Raw genomic sequence first — 15334 nt, 5'->3', positions numbered from 1 at the left:
CAATGACAACCGACACTCTCGCTCCCACTCCCTTGAATCCGAGGTCCTGGCTCTACCCGACGCCACGCGGCCTCTACTGCGAACCTGGCGATTTCTACGTCGACCCGGCCTTCGCTGTCGCACGTGCCGTGATCACACACGGTCATGGCGACCATGCACGGCCGGGCCATCGCGCCGCCCTCGCCACGCCCGAGACGCTGGCGATCATGCGGACCCGCTTTCAGGATATGCCCGATACCGACCAACAGCCGCTGAAATACGGCGAGAGCGTACGGATGGGCGAGGTCGAGGTCGGTTTTGCGCCAGCCGGCCACATCCTCGGCTCGGCGCAAGCAGTGCTTGCATATCGCGGCCAGCGCATCGTCGTCTCGGGCGACTTCAAGCGCCGGCCCGACCCCACCTGTCCGCCCTTCGAACCGGTGCCCTGCGACGTCTTCATCACCGAGGCGACCTTCGCCCTGCCCGTATTCCACCATCCCTCCGACGCTGGCGAGATCGGCAAACTCCTGCGCTCGGTTGCGACGTTTCCCGAGCGTACTCATCTGGTGGGCGTCTACGCGCTGGGCAAGTGCCAGAGGGTCATCCGGCTGCTGCGGCAGGCAGGCTACGACAAGCGCATCTGGCTGCACGGCAGCCTGCTCGCGCTTTGCAAACTCTACCAGGATCACGGCATCGACCTGGGCGACGTGGCGCCGGTTTCCGAGGCGATCCTCGAAACCTTCAAGGGAGCGATCGTGCTCTGTCCACCGTCGGCCCTCGCCGATCGCTGGACGCGCCGCTTCGCCGATCCCATCGCCGCCGTCTGCTCCGGCTGGATGGGCGTGCGGGCGCGAGCACGCCAACGCGGGGCAGAGCTGCCGTTGATCATCTCCGACCATGCCGATTGGGCCGAGTTGACCCAGACTCTGAAGGATGTCGGCGCTCCCAAAGTCTGGGTAACACATGGCCGCGAAGAGGCCCTGGTCCACTATGCCCGCTCGATCGGAATCGATGCCGAGGCGCTGCATCTCGCCGGTCGCGAGGAAGAGGAGTCCTGATCGGTGCAGGCCTTCGCCCGCCTCCTCGATGCGCTCTCCTTCCAGCCTGCCCGCAACGCCAAGCTGCGCCTGATCGAAACCTATCTCGGCGAGACGCCCGATCCGGATCGTGGCTGGGCATTGGCCGCGCTGACAGGTGGGCTCGACTTCCCCGCCGCCAAACCGGCGCTGCTGCGCGGCTTCGGCCAGGAGAAGATCGGCGAAGAACTTTTCACCATGTCCTACGACTATGTCGGCGACCTGGCCGAGACCTTGGCGCTGATCTGGGAAACCGATCCCGACGCAGGCCCTCCGCCGACGCTCGGGGAGGTCGTCGAAACCTTGCAGCGCGCGAGCCGTAGCGAAACGCCTGCCATCCTGAAGCGTTGGCTCGATGCCCTCGACTCGACCGGACGCTGGGCCTTGCTGAAGCTGCTGACCGGCGCGCTGCGAGTTGGCGTCTCAGCCCGCCTGGCCAAGCAGGCAGTCGCCAATATCGGGCATCAACCCGTCGATGCCGTCGAAGAGATCTGGCACCGGCTGAGTGCGCCCTATCGGCCTCTCTTCGACTGGTTGCTGCACGACGCACCACGGCCCAGCAGCAATGCCGGTGGCGCGTTTCTGCCGCCAATGCTTGCCAATCCGATCGACCGAACCGAACTCGACACGCTCGATCCCGCACACTTCCGCGCCGAGTGGAAATGGGATGGCATCCGTGTCCAGGTCGCTTCTTCCGGTGGCGTGAAGCGGCTCTACAGCCGTGCTGGCGAGGATGTGTCCGGCGCTTTTCCGGACATAGTCGACGCCATCGACTTTGAGGGCGTGTTCGATGGCGAGCTGCTGGTGCGACGCGAGACTGCCGTTGCGCCGTTCAACGACCTGCAGCAACGGCTGAACCGCAAGACCGTAACGCCCAAGATGCTGAAGGAGCATCCCGCTCACGTCAGGCTCTATGACGTGCTGTGGCTCGAAGGCCAGGATTTGCGGGTGCTGAGCTTCGACGAGCGCCGCGCTCGCCTCGAAGCCTGGATCGCCGTGAAGGAACGACCGCGGTTCGACCTCTCGCCGCTGGTAACTTTCCGCGACTGGGCCCATCTCGCCGAACAGCGCGAGGCGATGCGCGCCGACGGCATCGAGGGGTTGATGCTGAAGCGCGCCGACAGCGCCTATCTCGCCGGCCGGCCGAAGGGCCCGTGGTTCAAGTGGAAGCGCGATCCGATGCTGGCAGATTGCGTGCTGATGTACGCCCAGCGCGGCCACGGCAAGCGCAGCTCCTTCTATTCGGATTTCACCTTCGGATGCTGGCGTGACGGGGCCGACGGCAAGCGCGAACTCGCGCCGGTCGGCAAAGCCTATTTCGGTTTCACCGACGAAGAACTGCGCTGGCTCGACAAGTGGGTGCGCGACCACACGACAAATCGGTTCGGGCCCGTCCGCGAAGTTTCACACGGTCTGGTGCTGGAGATCGCCTTCGATGGCATCGCCCGCTCGACGCGTCACAAGTCGGGCGTGTCGATGCGCTTTCCCCGCATAAATCGCATACGCACTGACAAGCCGGCAGACGAAGCCGATACCGTCGCCACCCTCCTCAAGCTCGTGCCATGACGATGTTGCGGCGAGATGCTGGTGCTGGCCCATTCTCGCACGGCCGATGCTGCTTACCTGGGCAAAAGCATGGCTTTCGACGAAGCCATAGGGGACGGCCGCCTGCCGGCCGCAGCCCAAGATTCCTAGGGTCTTTCGCCCTTGCAGGGGGTCTGTGGCGTGCCCATTATCGGGGCGTCCTGTAATAGAAGTCCCATGATCGACCCGTTCGGCCGGCATATTTCCTACCTACGCGTCTCTGTGACAGACCGCTGCGATTTCCGCTGCGTCTATTGCATGGCCGAGGACATGACCTTCCTGCCCAAGGCGGAAGTCCTGTCGCTGGAGGAGCTGGAACGGCTCTGCACGGCCTTCGTCCGCCGCGGCGTGAAGAAGCTGCGTATGACCGGCGGTGAGCCGCTGGTCCGCAAGAACGTGATGTCGCTGTTCCGCGGACTCGGCCGGCATCTCGAAAGCGGGGCGCTGGAGGAGCTGACGCTCACGACCAACGGCAGCCAGCTCTCCAAGTACGCTCAGGAGCTGGCCGACATTGGTGTCCGCCGCGTCAACGTCTCGATGGATACGCTCGATCCGGACAAGTTCCGCCAGCTCACCCGCTGGGGCGATCTCGACCAGGTGATGCGCGGCCTCGATGCGGCCCAGCGCGCCGGTCTCGCCATCAAGATCAATGCCGTGGCGTTGCGCGGCGTCAACGACATGGAATTCGAGGAGCTGATCCGCTGGAGCCACGGCCGTGGCATGGACCTGGTCCTGATCGAGGTCATGCCCATGGGCGAGATCGGCAGTGAGGCGCGGCTCGATCAGTATCTACCGCTGTCGCTGGCGCGCGCCAGCATTGCCAAGCACTTCACCCTTACCGAGACCGATTACCGGACCGGTGGACCTGCGCGCTATTTCCGCGTCGAGGAGACCGGAGGCCGGCTGGGTTTCATCACGCCCCTCACCCACAATTTCTGCGAAAGCTGCAATCGCGTGAGACTCACCTGCACCGGCACGCTCTATATGTGCCTGGGCCAGGAGGACGCCGCCGACCTGCGCGGGCCGTTGCGTGCTTCCGAGAGCGACGAACTTCTCGACCGCGCCATTACCGAGGCGATCGCGCGCAAGCCCAAGGGCCACGATTTCATCATCGATCGCCGCCACACCGGCCCCGCCGTCCCCCGCCACATGAGCGTGACCGGCGGCTGAGGTTTCGCCTTCAGGCCTCCGGATTGGCCTGCGAACTCGCTGTCTTTATCTGCGCCCGCCGCACCGCTTCACGGTGGGAGATGTACATGGCGCTGGCGAAGATCACCGCCGCACCGACGAAGGTCCAGACGTCGGGCTGCTGAAAGAACAGGAAGTAACCCAGCATTGTGTTCCAGATCAGGGACAGGAAGCCGATGGGCTGCAACAGGGTGATGTCGGCGAGCTGATAGCCGCGCTGCTGGCAGAGATGGCCTAGGGTACCCGCAAGGCCCGCCGCCAGGAACCAGGCGATGTCGCTCCACTCCGGCGTCTGCCAGAACCAGAGCGCCACCGGCAGGGCACAGACCACGATCACGATATTCTGCCAGATGACGATCGTGTTGGCCGAATCCGTGCGCGCCAACGCCTTGGAGATCAGGTTCGAGGCCGAGAAGATCGGCGTCGAAATCAGGATGCAGAGCACGCCGAGATGCAGTGCGCTGAAACCCGGCCGGATAATGATCATGGCACCGATGAAGCCGACGAAGACGGCCATCCAGCGCCGCATCCGCACATCTTCACGGAGGAACAACGCCGCACCGATGGTGACGAAGATCGGCCCAGTGAAGCCCAGCGCCGTAATCTCCGCCAGGGTGGTGAGCGGCAGCGCAATGAACCACAGGAACATGCCGATGGTGTGGATGGCGCCGCGCGAGATGTGCAGGCCCAGGCGATTGGTATGCAACGCACGGTGAAGACCCAGCCGGAACACGATCGGCAGCAGGAACATCGCACCGAAGAGATAGCGCAGAAACGCCATCACGTAGGGATTGAGATGCTGTGCGGGAATCAGCGTGAAGACGTTGAGGAGGGCAAACAGGATGCCCGACAGTCCGACCCAGAGAATGCCACGCAGGTTGGGCGGCAGCGCGAGCCAGCGGTCGACGAAAGCAGTCACATCGTGACTATGTCACAGGCTCTGAACCATATCACCTTGGCCGTTGCGGCCGCTTTCGAGAGGCGAGGTCAGGCCTGACCGGCAGCCACACCGTTGACCTGCCCTGCGGTCGACAATGGCTCGCCCCGCAGATTGGCGACGCGTACCACCAGCTCTTCGAGGTAAGGATCGTGAATGCCGAGGGAACGGGCATGCTCGGCCGTGTTGGCGAGATAGTCGCGGCACGGGCCACGACGACCCTCGGCGAAGGCGATGTGATGGGCGGCCCGCTCGATCGGCAGGTCACCGCAATACTGGCAGTGCTGCGGATCGACGACAAAAGTAACCGCCGTAACCATGCGGCCATCACGAAGCTTGGCCGGCACCCAACGGGGCTGATAGACGCCCGACAGCATCTCGCGATTCCAGAGGATACCGAGTTCGCTATGCACCTGATGAGGCGCCAGCCGGTACGCGATACCCTCGCACGCACCGCCGCCCTCAAGCGCCAGCATCAGGCCAGGTAGTTCCGGTGTGCCGCGGCCGAGCGGCACCCAAAAGCAGAAAGACCGGCGCCAGCCATCGACCATGCAGGGTGTGGCTTCAGCGAATTCGATCGCCGGGTTCCACATCAGGGAGCCGTACGCGAACACCCAGACATCCTCACCCGGCTGGTATCCAGCAAGCGCTTCCTTCAGGCTTGCCTCGCGCGCCTCGGACGACAGGAAGAAGTGGTAGCCGGCAGCATGAGCGTCGGCGACGATCTGATCGATCCGCTCCGACGTCAGCTCTTCGCGTTTCAGCAAGGGCTGGTCCTCAGGTCCCGTACACGATGGACATGGTCTCGGCCACGCAGGCCGGACGCTCCTGCCCTTCGATTTCGATCGTCACCTGATTGGTCAGCCGCACGCCGCCCTTGTCCATCGGGTCGGCCGCGATCAGCTTGGCACGGGCCCGCACCTTCGACCCGGCCTGGACCGGGCTCGTGAAACGAACCTTGTTGCAGCCGTAGTTGATGCCGTTGCGGACGTTGTTGATGTGCGAGATCTGGTGACTGAGCATCGGGATCAGCGAGAGGGTCAGGAATCCGTGAGCAATAGTCTTGCCACCCGGCATGTCCTTCTTGGCCCGCTCCACATCGACATGGATCCATTGATGGTCGCCGGTCGCATCGGCGAAAAGACTGATCCTCTCTTGCGTAATCTCGACCCAGTCACTCACCCCAATTTCCTGGCCCACATGCTTATGCATCTCGTTCGGGTGAGCGAATTCCCTCTTAGCCATTTCCAACCTCAGCCTTTATTATTGCCGCTTGGCTGCAATATACTGCAAATAGTTCGCCACTGGCGATTCCGGTGCCCGGCATCCCCAATGACGGGTGATCATAGGTCAGCGGTAACGTCTGCCCCTTCCCCATAGCGTCCCATTTGTATCGTCGCGGGCTTTTGCTCATCATGCCATCCACAAGAATGCACAGGAGGAGACCCCCGGATGGCATATGAAACCGTCCTCTACGATGTCGCGGACCGCATCTGCACGATTAGCCTGAACCGTCCGGACAAGCTCAATGCCTGGACGCGCCAGATGCACCTCGACCTGAAGGACGCCATGCAAACGGCGGGGGCAGATCCGGACGTAAGGGCCATTATCCTGACCGGAGCGGGCCGCGGTTTCTGTGCCGGCGCCGATATGGGCGGCCTGCAGGCCATCGGCGCCGGTGCGTCGACTGACCGCTCGTCCAAGGCCCAGGAAGGCCTGGCGGGCGGCAGCACCCTGGCCGAGTTCAAGATGAACTACTCCTACTTCCCGGCCATTCCGAAATTCATCATCGCTGCAATCAACGGTCCGGCAGCTGGCCTCGGCATGGTCATCCCGCTCTACGCGGACCTGCGTTTCGCGGGCGAGTCGGCCGTCTTCACCACCGCCTTCGCCCAACGCGGCCTGATCGCCGAGCATGGCATAAGCTGGCTACTACCCCGGTTAGTGGGCCTTCCCGCCGCGCTCGACCTTCTCTGCTCCGCCCGCAAGTTCCGCGCGCCCGAGGCGCTGGCGCTCGGTCTGGTGAACCGGGTCATCCCCGACGACAAGCTGATGGCCGAGACGCGGGCCTACGCGACCCTGCTCGCCAACACCGTCTCGCCGCGTTCGGTCGCCGTGATGAAGCGGCAGCTCTGGGAGGCCGAGTTCCAGACCCTGGCCGAAGCCACCACCCAGGCGAACCACGAGATGGAGCTTTCCTTCCAGACCTCCGACTTCAAGGAGGGCGTGGCGCACTTCCTCGAGAAGCGCGCTGCGCGGTTTACGGGCAAGTAGCCCCTAGACCTTCTCGGTCTCGCTGGCCCGAGGCTGCCAGGTCATCAGGCGCCGCTCGACGGCGCCGACGGCGCCATCGAGCGCCAGTGCGAAGGCCGTCAGCACCAGGATGCCGGCGAAGACGGTGTTGATGTCGAACGTCCCTTCGGCCTGCAGGATCAGGTAGCCGACGCCCATCGACGAGCCGAGATATTCACCGACGACCGCGCCGACGAAGGCGAGGCCCACGGCATTGTGCAGGCTCGCAAACACCCAGCTCATCGCGCTCGGCAGGTAGATCGAGCGCAGGAGCTGGCGGCGCGAAGCCCCCAACATGCGAGCACTGGCGATCAGGTTGGGGCTCACTTCGCGCACGCCCTGATAGACGTTGAAGAACACCACGAAGAAAACCAGCGTGACGCCCAGCGCCACCTTCGACCAGATGCCGAGCCCGAACCAGACCGCGAAGATCGGCGCCAGCACGACGCGCGGCATGGAATTGAAGCCCTTGATATAGGGATCCATCACGGCGGAGGCCGTCGGCGACAGCGCCAGCCACAGGCCGATGCCGAGACCGAAGGCCGCGCCGATCACGAAGCCCAGCGCCGTCTCGAGCAGCGTGATGCCGAGATGGCGGAATATCTCGCCGGTCGCGAACCAGTCGACGATCACCCAGAAGACCTTCTGCGGCTCGCCGAAGAAGAACGCCGCCCGGTTGGGCTTGTCGAAGTAGAAGGGCGGGATCAGGCCCGGCGCCGTCATCAGGTACCAGAAGACGATCAGCAGACCGAGGACCATGATTTGCAGGATACGCAGGCGCATCTCAGGCGACCTTCTGCGCGGCATAGGCCTTCAGGACTTCTTCCTTCATTGCCGCCCAGATCTCGCGATGGAGCGTCAGAAAGGCCGGCGTCATGCGGATCTCCGACACATCGCGCGGCCGCGGCAGGTCGACCTTGAAGTCCCCGATGGGCCGTGTCGCCGGCCCCGCCGACAGCACGACGACACGATCGGAAAGTGCAATCGCCTCCTCGAGATCGTGGGTGATGAAGAGCACGGACTTACGGTCCTCCGCCCAGAGCGCCAGCAGCTCGTTCTCCATGAGCTGGCGCGTCTGCACGTCGAGCGCCGAGAAGGGTTCGTCCATGAGCAGGATGTCGGGACTGAGGATCAGGGTCTGCGCCAGCGCCAGCCGCTTCCGCATGCCGCCCGACATCTGGTGCGGATAGCGATCGCCGAAACCTGCCAGGCCGACCCGGCGCAGCCACGCCTCGGCCTGGGCAACAGCGTCACTGCGCGGCACGCCACGGAATTCGAGGCCAGCGACCACATTGTCGATCCCGGTACGCCACGGCATCAGCGCATCGGCCTGGAACATGTAACCGGCACGCCGGTTGACGCCCTCGGCCGAGATCAACCGCTCGCCGAATACGTCGACGGTCCCCAACGATGGCTCGAGCAGGCCCGCCGCCACGTTGAGCAAGGTCGACTTGCCACAGCCGGTCGGACCGACCACGGATACGAACTCGCCCTTTGCCACACTCAGCGTCGCATTGGCGACGGCCGTGTAAGGTTCGCGTGCACCGTCCCGGGCGGCGAAGCGGCAGGTGATATCGGCCAGCGCCAACGCTGGCACATCAGTCGGCGCCACAGCCGGCTAGCTGCGCTTGCCAGCGCGCTGCGCCAACTCGTTGGTCCAGGTGTCGGCGAGCTTGATCTTGCCGATATCCGCCGCGATCTTCGGGTCACCGTCGGCCAGGAACTTCAGCGCATTCTCCATGGCGCCGGGTGGCATCAGCCCGTCCGGCGAGATCGTCTCGCGGACGCCCGCAAACGACTTCTCGTAGACCGCACGGTCGCCCAGCAGATAGGCCTCGGGCACGGAGCTCGCGACCTCGGCAGGCGACGCCTTCTGCAGCCATTCGTTGGCACGCACGATCCCCGTCGCCAGCGCCTGCGCGGTGTTCGGGGTCTTCGTCAGGAGCTCGGGCTGGGCGTAGAGGCAGGCCGCCGGGAAAGCCCCACCGAACAGTTCCTGGTTCCCCTTCATGGTCCGCGTATCGAGCATGATCTTGATGAGGTTCTTTTCCTGCAGGATCGTGAGCGCCGGATCGGACTGAGACACGCCGTCGACCTCGCCCTTCTCGATCGCCGCCACAACCGAGGCCCCGGCACCGACACCGATTGGCACGATGTCCGTCGCCTTCAGTCCGCCCTTGGCCGCCCAGAAGTTCACCAGCATGTTGGTCTGCGAACCTGGCGCCGTAACACCGAATTTCATGCCCTTGATGTCGGCCGGCCCCTTCACCTTGGCGGCGACGTCATTGCGCAGGCCGATGGCGAGCTGCATGCCGCGGCCGATCAGGGCGAAGCCCACGATCGGCTGGCCGCGCTGCTGCATGCGGATCGTGTGCTCGTAGGCGCCGGCCACCACATCGGCACTGCCGCCCATCAAGGCCTGAAGCGACTTGGCGCCACCCTGGAAGTCGTTGATCTCGACATCGAGACCCGCTTCTTTGAAGAAGCCTTTGCGCTCGGCAATCGTGAGCGACAGGTAGTAGAGCGCGGACTTGCCACCGACGGCGAGCACCACCTTGCTCTTCTCGGGCTTGCCTTGCGCACGCGCCACATAGGGCGCGGCCACGACCATCGGAGCGGCGGCCAAAAGCACGCGCCGCCGCATCTGCAGCTTGATCATCGTTCCCTCCGCGAAGGCTTGTTTTTCGGCAGCTTGCCGCAAGCCCCCGCGAGGGGCAACCCGACCCGGACCCTACTTGAAGGGCCGCTCCTGCCACCACGGGAAGAAGGACGGCATGCCGTCGCTCACCTTCATCGGGAACTTCGCGGGGCGCTTCTCCAGGAAGGCGACCACGCCTTCCTTCACATCGGCTGACTTGCCGCGCGAATAGATGCCCTTGGAGTCGACTTTGTGCGCTTCCATCGGATGGTCGGCGCCCAGCATCTTCCAGATCATATGGCGATTGAGCGCGACCGAGACGGGGGCCGTGTTGTCGGCAATCTCGCGCGCCAGGGCATAGGCCGACGGCAGGAGATCGTCGGCCTTGTGCACCGAACGGACCAGCCGGCCATTCAGCGCCTCCTCGGCCGAAAAGACGCGACCGGTCATCACCCACTCCAGAGCCTGCTGCGGCCCGACCAAGCGCGGCAGGAACCAGCTCGAGCAGGCCTCCATGACAATGGCGCGACGCGTGAAGACAAAGCCGTAGCGCGCCTCTTCCGACGCCAGTCGCACGTCCATGGCGAGCTGCATGGTGATGCCGACGCCGACCGCCGGCCCGTTGCAGGCAGCGATCGTGGGCTTGAGCGATTCGTAGAGGCGCAGGGTGAAGAGACCGCCGCCATCGCGATGGCCGTCGAGACCCGGATCGACCGGCCCGCGATTCTCGGCGTTGAAGGTGTTGGCACCACCAGAGAGATCGGCGCCAGCGCAGAAGCCGCGGCCCGCACCGGTGAAGACCACCGCCCGGACATCGTCGTCGCGATCAGAGCGATCCATCGCATCCAGCAGCTCCGACAGCATCTTGCCCGTGAAGGCGTTGAGCTTGTCCGGCCTGTTCAGCGTGATGGTGAGGATGTCCTTGTTCTTCTCGTACTTGATCTGCTCGTAATCCACGGCGCGGTCCTCAGCTCTGGTTGATCAACACGACGCCGCCCACGATCAGGGCAATGCCGCCGATCTGCTTGATGCCGAAGGGCTCGCCGAAAAGGAAGTGTCCAAGCACTGCAACGATCGCATAGGAGAGCGACACGCTGGGAAAAGCGACCGAAACCGGAATCTTGCGCAGGGCAACGATGTAGAGGAAGGCCGCCGAGCCGTAGAGCGCCAGCCCTGCAATGGTGGAGGGCCGCATGAGCTGCGCCACGAAATCGGGCGCATCGGCGCCGGCTTTCAGCAGAATCTGACCGCCGATACCGGCCAGGATGCCGATCCCCAGCGCTACATAATAGATCGTCATCGATCGCTCTCCCCCCGCGATGGTTCGCGGTGCGGCTGCCCCGCCGCCCGCGTATCGACCCTCGGTCGTTCGACCTCGAGACCTTCCGCACCGCGACGGAAGACCTCGCGCACGAGATACTGTGGCTTGCGATTGACGGCCAGGAACATGCGGCCGACATACTCGCCGATCATGCCGAGCACGACGAGCTGCACGCCAGCCAGCACGAGAACGGCGACCATCAACGACGCCCAGCCTTGCGGGGGCTTGTCGGAGATGATCGCCTCGACGATGACAATCACCGCGGTAAGGGCGCCCAACGCGCCGAAAGCCAAGCCCAGCAAGGTGGCGAGCCGTAGCGGCATCACCGAGAAGTTCAGGAACATCGCGAGCCACAGCCTGATCAGGCGGCGCAGCGTGTAGTTGGAGCGGCCTTCGGCGCGCGGCAGGTGGCTGACCTGCAGTCGACCGACATTCTGCGTCACCTGGAAGACCAGGCCATCGACATAGGGATAAGGGCCTTCATAGCTCGCCGTGATCCGCTCACGCACGAAAGCGGAGATGCAACGGAAGCTCGACAGATAGAGGCCCGGCGGCTTGTCGATCAGCCGGTCGGCGCACCAGTTGGTGAACCGGCTGCCGAGGTTGCGCCACGCCGCATGCTTCTTCTCTTCGTAATAGGTGTAGACCGCGTCGTAGCCGCCGTCCCGCGCATGCTCGAAGAGGCGCTTCACCTCCTCTGGTGGATTTTGCAGATCGTCGTCCATCGTGATGGCGAAGGCACCACTGGCCCGCGACAGGCCAGCCATGACGGCATTGTGCTCACCGAAATTACGGCTGAGCGACAGAACGATGATCGGCGCGCCGGGCTCCTGGGCGAGCTGCTTGCAGACGTCGAGACTGTTGTCCGGGCTGCCATCGACCGCCAGCACGATTTCCAGACCGCCGTCGATGTCGAGGGCACGTAGCGCCTTGACCAGATCGCCGACCGTTGCGGCGCCATTGTAGACCGGCACGACAATCGACAAGGCCGGAGCCGGCAGAGTTGCCTCACTCATCGCGCGTCGCCACGACAAGCAGGGAACCGCCAAACGGCAGGCTGAGACCCATTGCGATGAGGCCACGTTCAACCGCAAGGGCCGTCGAAAAGAAGGCGTCGAGCCAGCGCGGATAGTCGCGCACATCGCTCTCGGCGTCGTCGCGTTCGGTCAGTCGGTGAAGAAGCATGAGAGGAAACAAGAAGGTGTTCCAGTAGCTCGAACGAAGGACACGGAAACCATGCCCGGCAAGCAAGGCTCCGACCTGGCCCCGCGTAAAGCGGCGGACATTGTGCACGCGCTTGTCGTGCGCGGACAACATCCAGCCATAGGCGGGCAGATTGAAGACCGCGATCGCGCCCGGTCGGAGGCAGCGGTGCGCCTCTTTCAGGGCACTCGCTGGTTCGACACCACCATGACACAGGACGTCGAGCGAGACGTAACCAGCGAGCGTGGCATCGCCCAGAGGCATTTCGTTGACCGAACCCGAGGCGACGGGCCGACCTGCTTTGGCCGCCGCCAGCGAGGCCGCTATCGCATCATATTCCAGGCCGAGGGTCGGGCGTCCCGCAGCGGTTGGCCCCAAAATGCGCAGCATACCGCCCGTACCGCATCCCGCGTCGAGCACGGGGCCAGCCGCTGCCGAACGCGCCAGGGCCCGTGCGAGCTCGCCCGCCGCCAGCGCGCGCAGGCCGCGATACCACCACATGCGGTCCTCGACCGCGTGCATGCGCTCGTATTCAGCCCGCTCCACGCCGTGAAGGCCTCCGTAAGTCTCGTCTTGTCGTCTGCTTATGATATCTTCCCCGGGCCTTGCCAACCGTCACGACCAAGCCCCCGACAATTCCGCCGCGCATCGAACGACTGCTGCTGGCGCCCCTGTTCGCCCTGCCGGTGCTGTGGCTGACCGGCTATTTCTTCCCACCCATCAACCACGACGTCGCCGCCATCCTCGACGTGTCGACCCGCTGGATCGGCGGCGAGAAGCTCTATGTCGAGGTCCTCGACGAGAACCTGCCGCTGACCTTCATCATCCACGGCCTGCCAGTGCTGACGGCAAAGATCCTGCCCGGAACCGTGACCTTCTGGTTCACCGCCTGGGTGGTCGCCGGCATCTTCGCCTCTTTCTGGGCGTGTCGGCGCCTCGTACATCTTGTGCCCTCGGCAGACCATGCGCTCACCGAGGCCCTGCTGCCGCCGGTGCTGCTGTTCTTGTTCTCCGTGCTGCCCAACGAGCATTTCGGCCAGCGCGAACACATCATGTTCGTGGCCTGCGCGCCCTACCTGATTGCCTCGATGGCGCGGGCCGAAGGGGTGAGCCCGACACGAACGGCCAGCATTGCGGTCGGCATTGTCGCTGGCCTCGCCCTCGCGATGAAGCCGCACTATCTCGCCATTCCGGCGGCGGTGGAGCTCTACCTGCTGGTACGCCGTGGCTGGCGCGCCACGCTAACCGATCCCATTCCCTGGGCCATCGGTCTGCTGGCGGTGGCGCATGTCGTGTCGATGTACACACTGTTCCCCGACTTCGGCCGGTTCGTGCTGCCATTGGCCATCGAATCCTACGCCCCGATCGGCGATTCGGGCTGGCGCGAGGTGCTGACCAGCAATGTGCTGGGCCCTACGCTGCTGGCGCTGCTGATCTTCGGCCTGCTGGCCACCCTATTCACCAAGACCATCGCAGCCCGCGTGCTGGTCGTTTTTGGCATCGGCGCCGCGCTTTCGGCCATCGGCCAGGCCAAGGGTTGGCCCTATCACGTGCTGCCGGCGCTTTCGGCAGCGATCCTGCTGGCTGCCCTCACCGTCTCGCAGACCGTCGACCGCTACCTGCCAATCAGCCGCAGCGCACACCGCCTACCGGTGGCGGTGATCTGCGCCACCCTGATGGTGCTGCTCTACTTCCAGGCCGCGCTCTATACGCCGCCCTTCTACAAGCAGCGGCAGTTCGAGGATTCGATCGGCGGCCGGCTGCAACACATCATCGAGCAGAACGCGCCGCACCGCTCCTTCCTGGTCCTGTCGCCGGGCATCTACCCGTTCTGGCCGATGGTGAACTACGTCAACGGCCGCATGACCACGCGGTTTCTCACCATGTGGGTGCTGCAGGGCGTCTACGCGACCTGCGACGACTTCCCTGCCCTCTACAATCCGCCCGATACGATGGGCGATTCCGAGAAGTTCGTGTTCGATACGGTGAGCGAAGACTTCGCCCGCGAGCATCCCGATCTCTTGATCGTGGACCGTATCGCCGGTGTGCCGCGCTGCCAGGGCAAGGAGTTCGACTACCTCGAATACTTCCTGCAGAACCGGGTGTTCGCCGACGCCTTCGAGAATTACGAACACCTTATGGACTTCGACCGCTACCGGATTTACCGGCGGAAGAAGAAGTAACGGTTCGGCTTACCTCTTCCAGGGTGGCGACAGGGCGGCGGTCTGGAACTGCTCGGGGATCTTGTCGACATCGGGCACTTTGAAGACCCCCGACGACACCAGCACGATCTCGCCATCGCAAATCAGGTCGCAGGTCGCGAAGCAGAAATTGACGGTGCGTCGCGCGATCCGCGCCTTGCCCTCCAGCCAATGGCCGAGTTTGGCGCCGCGCACGAACTCGCTGGTGAGCGAGATCGTCGGATGCGGCCAGAAGATGCCCGTGGCGAAGCCCGATCCCAGGCCCATGACCATGTCGGCCACCGTGACCAGCAATCCGCCATGGGCCCAGCCCATCGGATTGCCATGACGGTCCTCCAGCGGCAGGCCGACGCGCAGGCCGTCGGATTCGGCCTTGACCCAGAGCGGCCCGGCCAACGCCACGAACTGATCAGGCACGGCGAGCTTACGGAAACCCTCTGGAATTCCGGCGGGAACTTCGGCTGTCATGCGGTCAATCCGTCTTTGGAGGCGGCGAGCCGGTCGATCATAGAGCGTACCTCCGGCTCGAAGGGCGTGCTGCGATGCGTCTTCTCGTCGAGCGACACCATGAGGACGCGCTGAACCGCCGTGCAATTTCCCTCGCCGTCGAACAGTCCCTGCCCGATCACGCACTTGCGCTCGTGCGACTCGATCATGCGGGCGCAGGCCGTTGCGACACCGGGATAGAACATCTGCCGCTTGAAATCGGCTTCGATGCGGCCGACTACCATCCGAAAGCGCGGCAGGCCCGAACGAACGATCTGGCGCAGGTAGGAAACGCGGGCATTCTCGAGCAGTTCGAGAAAGGATCCATTATTGATGTGGCCATTGGCGTCCACATCGGCGAACCGGAGATTTTCCGAAGTCGAGAAACCATAGATGCCGCGGTCGGCAAGATCGAACGCCATTGAAAGA

17 protein-coding genes are annotated in these 15334 nt (G+C 64.3%); 5 read left to right on the top strand and 12 right to left on the bottom strand.

Annotation, left to right across the window (positions count from 1 at the left end; all coding sequences use genetic code 11):
* Window positions 1-2: 2 nt before the first annotated feature.
* The 3 genes from EPO50_RS26790 (at window position 3) to moaA (ending at window position 3809) form a co-directional block, all read left to right on the top strand.
* Complete coding sequence (locus tag EPO50_RS26790) at window positions 3-1037, top strand: ligase-associated DNA damage response exonuclease (protein WP_296349315.1); 1035 nt, start codon at window positions 3-5, stop codon at window positions 1035-1037.
* Between the two features lie 3 nt (window positions 1038-1040).
* Window positions 1041-2621 carry a cisplatin damage response ATP-dependent DNA ligase gene (locus EPO50_RS26785; protein ID WP_296349313.1) on the top strand — a complete coding sequence of 527 codons (1581 nt, stop codon included), beginning with the start codon at window positions 1041-1043 and terminating at the stop codon, window positions 2619-2621.
* Window positions 2622-2816: 195 nt separating this feature from the next.
* Entirely contained in the window at window positions 2817-3809 is a 993-nt protein-coding gene (moaA, locus tag EPO50_RS26780; protein ID WP_296349311.1) for a GTP 3',8-cyclase MoaA, read from the top strand.
* Window positions 3810-3819: 10 nt separating this feature from the next.
* On the opposite strand, the gene EPO50_RS26775 is transcribed toward moaA, so the two are convergent.
* From EPO50_RS26775 to EPO50_RS26765, 3 genes are all read right to left on the bottom strand, one after another.
* The gene (locus tag EPO50_RS26775) at window positions 3820-4746 is read right to left on the bottom strand and encodes a DMT family transporter (protein ID WP_296349309.1); all 927 of its coding nucleotides are present in this window, start codon (window positions 4744-4746) and stop codon (window positions 3820-3822) included.
* A gap of 68 nt (window positions 4747-4814) precedes the next feature.
* A complete protein-coding gene (locus EPO50_RS26770) occupies window positions 4815-5531 on the bottom strand; it encodes a gamma-glutamylcyclotransferase (protein WP_296349307.1) in 717 nt (238 codons plus the stop codon).
* Window positions 5532-5541: 10 nt separating this feature from the next.
* Window positions 5542-5976, bottom strand: coding sequence for a MaoC family dehydratase (locus EPO50_RS26765; RefSeq protein WP_296349672.1), 435 nt, complete (start codon window positions 5974-5976; stop codon window positions 5542-5544).
* Window positions 5977-6216: 240 nt separating this feature from the next.
* Here EPO50_RS26765 and EPO50_RS26760 point away from each other — a divergent pair, with 240 nt between their 5' ends.
* On the top strand, window positions 6217-7038 hold the full coding sequence (locus tag EPO50_RS26760; RefSeq protein WP_296349305.1) for an enoyl-CoA hydratase: 822 nt from the start codon (window positions 6217-6219) through the stop codon (window positions 7036-7038).
* Between the two features lie 3 nt (window positions 7039-7041).
* Here the strand turns inward: EPO50_RS26760 and EPO50_RS26755 are convergent, their stop codons facing one another.
* The 7 genes from EPO50_RS26755 to EPO50_RS26725 all read right to left on the bottom strand — a co-directional run bounded on the left by EPO50_RS26755 (window position 7042) and on the right by EPO50_RS26725 (window position 12764).
* Window positions 7042-7839 carry an ABC transporter permease gene (locus EPO50_RS26755; RefSeq protein ID WP_296349304.1) on the bottom strand — a complete coding sequence of 266 codons (798 nt, stop codon included), beginning with the start codon at window positions 7837-7839 and terminating at the stop codon, window positions 7042-7044.
* Between the two features lies 1 nt (window position 7840).
* Window positions 7841-8638, bottom strand: a complete 798-nt coding sequence (locus EPO50_RS26750; RefSeq protein WP_296349670.1) for an ABC transporter ATP-binding protein — start codon at window positions 8636-8638, stop codon at window positions 7841-7843.
* A gap of 36 nt (window positions 8639-8674) precedes the next feature.
* Window positions 8675-9715 (bottom strand): ABC transporter substrate-binding protein, encoded by a 1041-nt coding sequence (locus EPO50_RS26745; RefSeq protein WP_296349302.1) that lies wholly within the window; start codon window positions 9713-9715, stop codon window positions 8675-8677.
* Between the two features lie 72 nt (window positions 9716-9787).
* Window positions 9788-10651 carry a crotonase/enoyl-CoA hydratase family protein gene (locus EPO50_RS26740; protein WP_296349300.1) on the bottom strand — a complete coding sequence of 288 codons (864 nt, stop codon included), beginning with the start codon at window positions 10649-10651 and terminating at the stop codon, window positions 9788-9790.
* A gap of 10 nt (window positions 10652-10661) precedes the next feature.
* Complete coding sequence (locus tag EPO50_RS26735) at window positions 10662-10994, bottom strand: EamA family transporter (RefSeq protein WP_296349298.1); 333 nt, start codon at window positions 10992-10994, stop codon at window positions 10662-10664.
* Window positions 10991-12031, bottom strand: a complete 1041-nt coding sequence (locus EPO50_RS26730) for a glycosyltransferase family 2 protein (RefSeq protein ID WP_296349296.1) — start codon at window positions 12029-12031, stop codon at window positions 10991-10993. The genes EPO50_RS26735 and EPO50_RS26730 overlap by 4 nt, the downstream gene beginning before the upstream one ends.
* On the bottom strand, window positions 12024-12764 hold the full coding sequence (locus EPO50_RS26725) for a methyltransferase domain-containing protein (protein ID WP_296349295.1): 741 nt from the start codon (window positions 12762-12764) through the stop codon (window positions 12024-12026). Before EPO50_RS26725 ends, EPO50_RS26730 begins: the two co-directional genes overlap by 8 nt.
* A 59-nt stretch (window positions 12765-12823) precedes the next feature.
* Here EPO50_RS26725 and EPO50_RS26720 point away from each other — a divergent pair, with 59 nt between their 5' ends.
* Window positions 12824-14401 (top strand): hypothetical protein, encoded by a 1578-nt coding sequence (locus tag EPO50_RS26720; RefSeq protein WP_296349293.1) that lies wholly within the window; start codon window positions 12824-12826, stop codon window positions 14399-14401.
* Between the two features lie 9 nt (window positions 14402-14410).
* On the opposite strand, the gene EPO50_RS26715 is transcribed toward EPO50_RS26720, so the two are convergent.
* Together EPO50_RS26715 and EPO50_RS26710 are read right to left on the bottom strand one after the other, a co-directional pair.
* Window positions 14411-14887 carry a PaaI family thioesterase gene (locus EPO50_RS26715; protein WP_296349292.1) on the bottom strand — a complete coding sequence of 159 codons (477 nt, stop codon included), beginning with the start codon at window positions 14885-14887 and terminating at the stop codon, window positions 14411-14413.
* Window positions 14884-15327, bottom strand: a complete 444-nt coding sequence (locus tag EPO50_RS26710; protein ID WP_296349289.1) for a thioesterase family protein — start codon at window positions 15325-15327, stop codon at window positions 14884-14886. The genes EPO50_RS26715 and EPO50_RS26710 overlap by 4 nt, the downstream gene beginning before the upstream one ends.
* Window positions 15328-15334 lie beyond the last annotated feature (7 nt).

The organism is Reyranella sp. (genome assembly GCF_004297405.1).
Taxonomy (GTDB): Bacteria; Pseudomonadota; Alphaproteobacteria; order Reyranellales; family Reyranellaceae; genus Reyranella.
The sequence above is the reverse complement of the archived record's forward strand: the minus strand, read 5'-3'. Positions and strand labels throughout refer to the sequence as shown.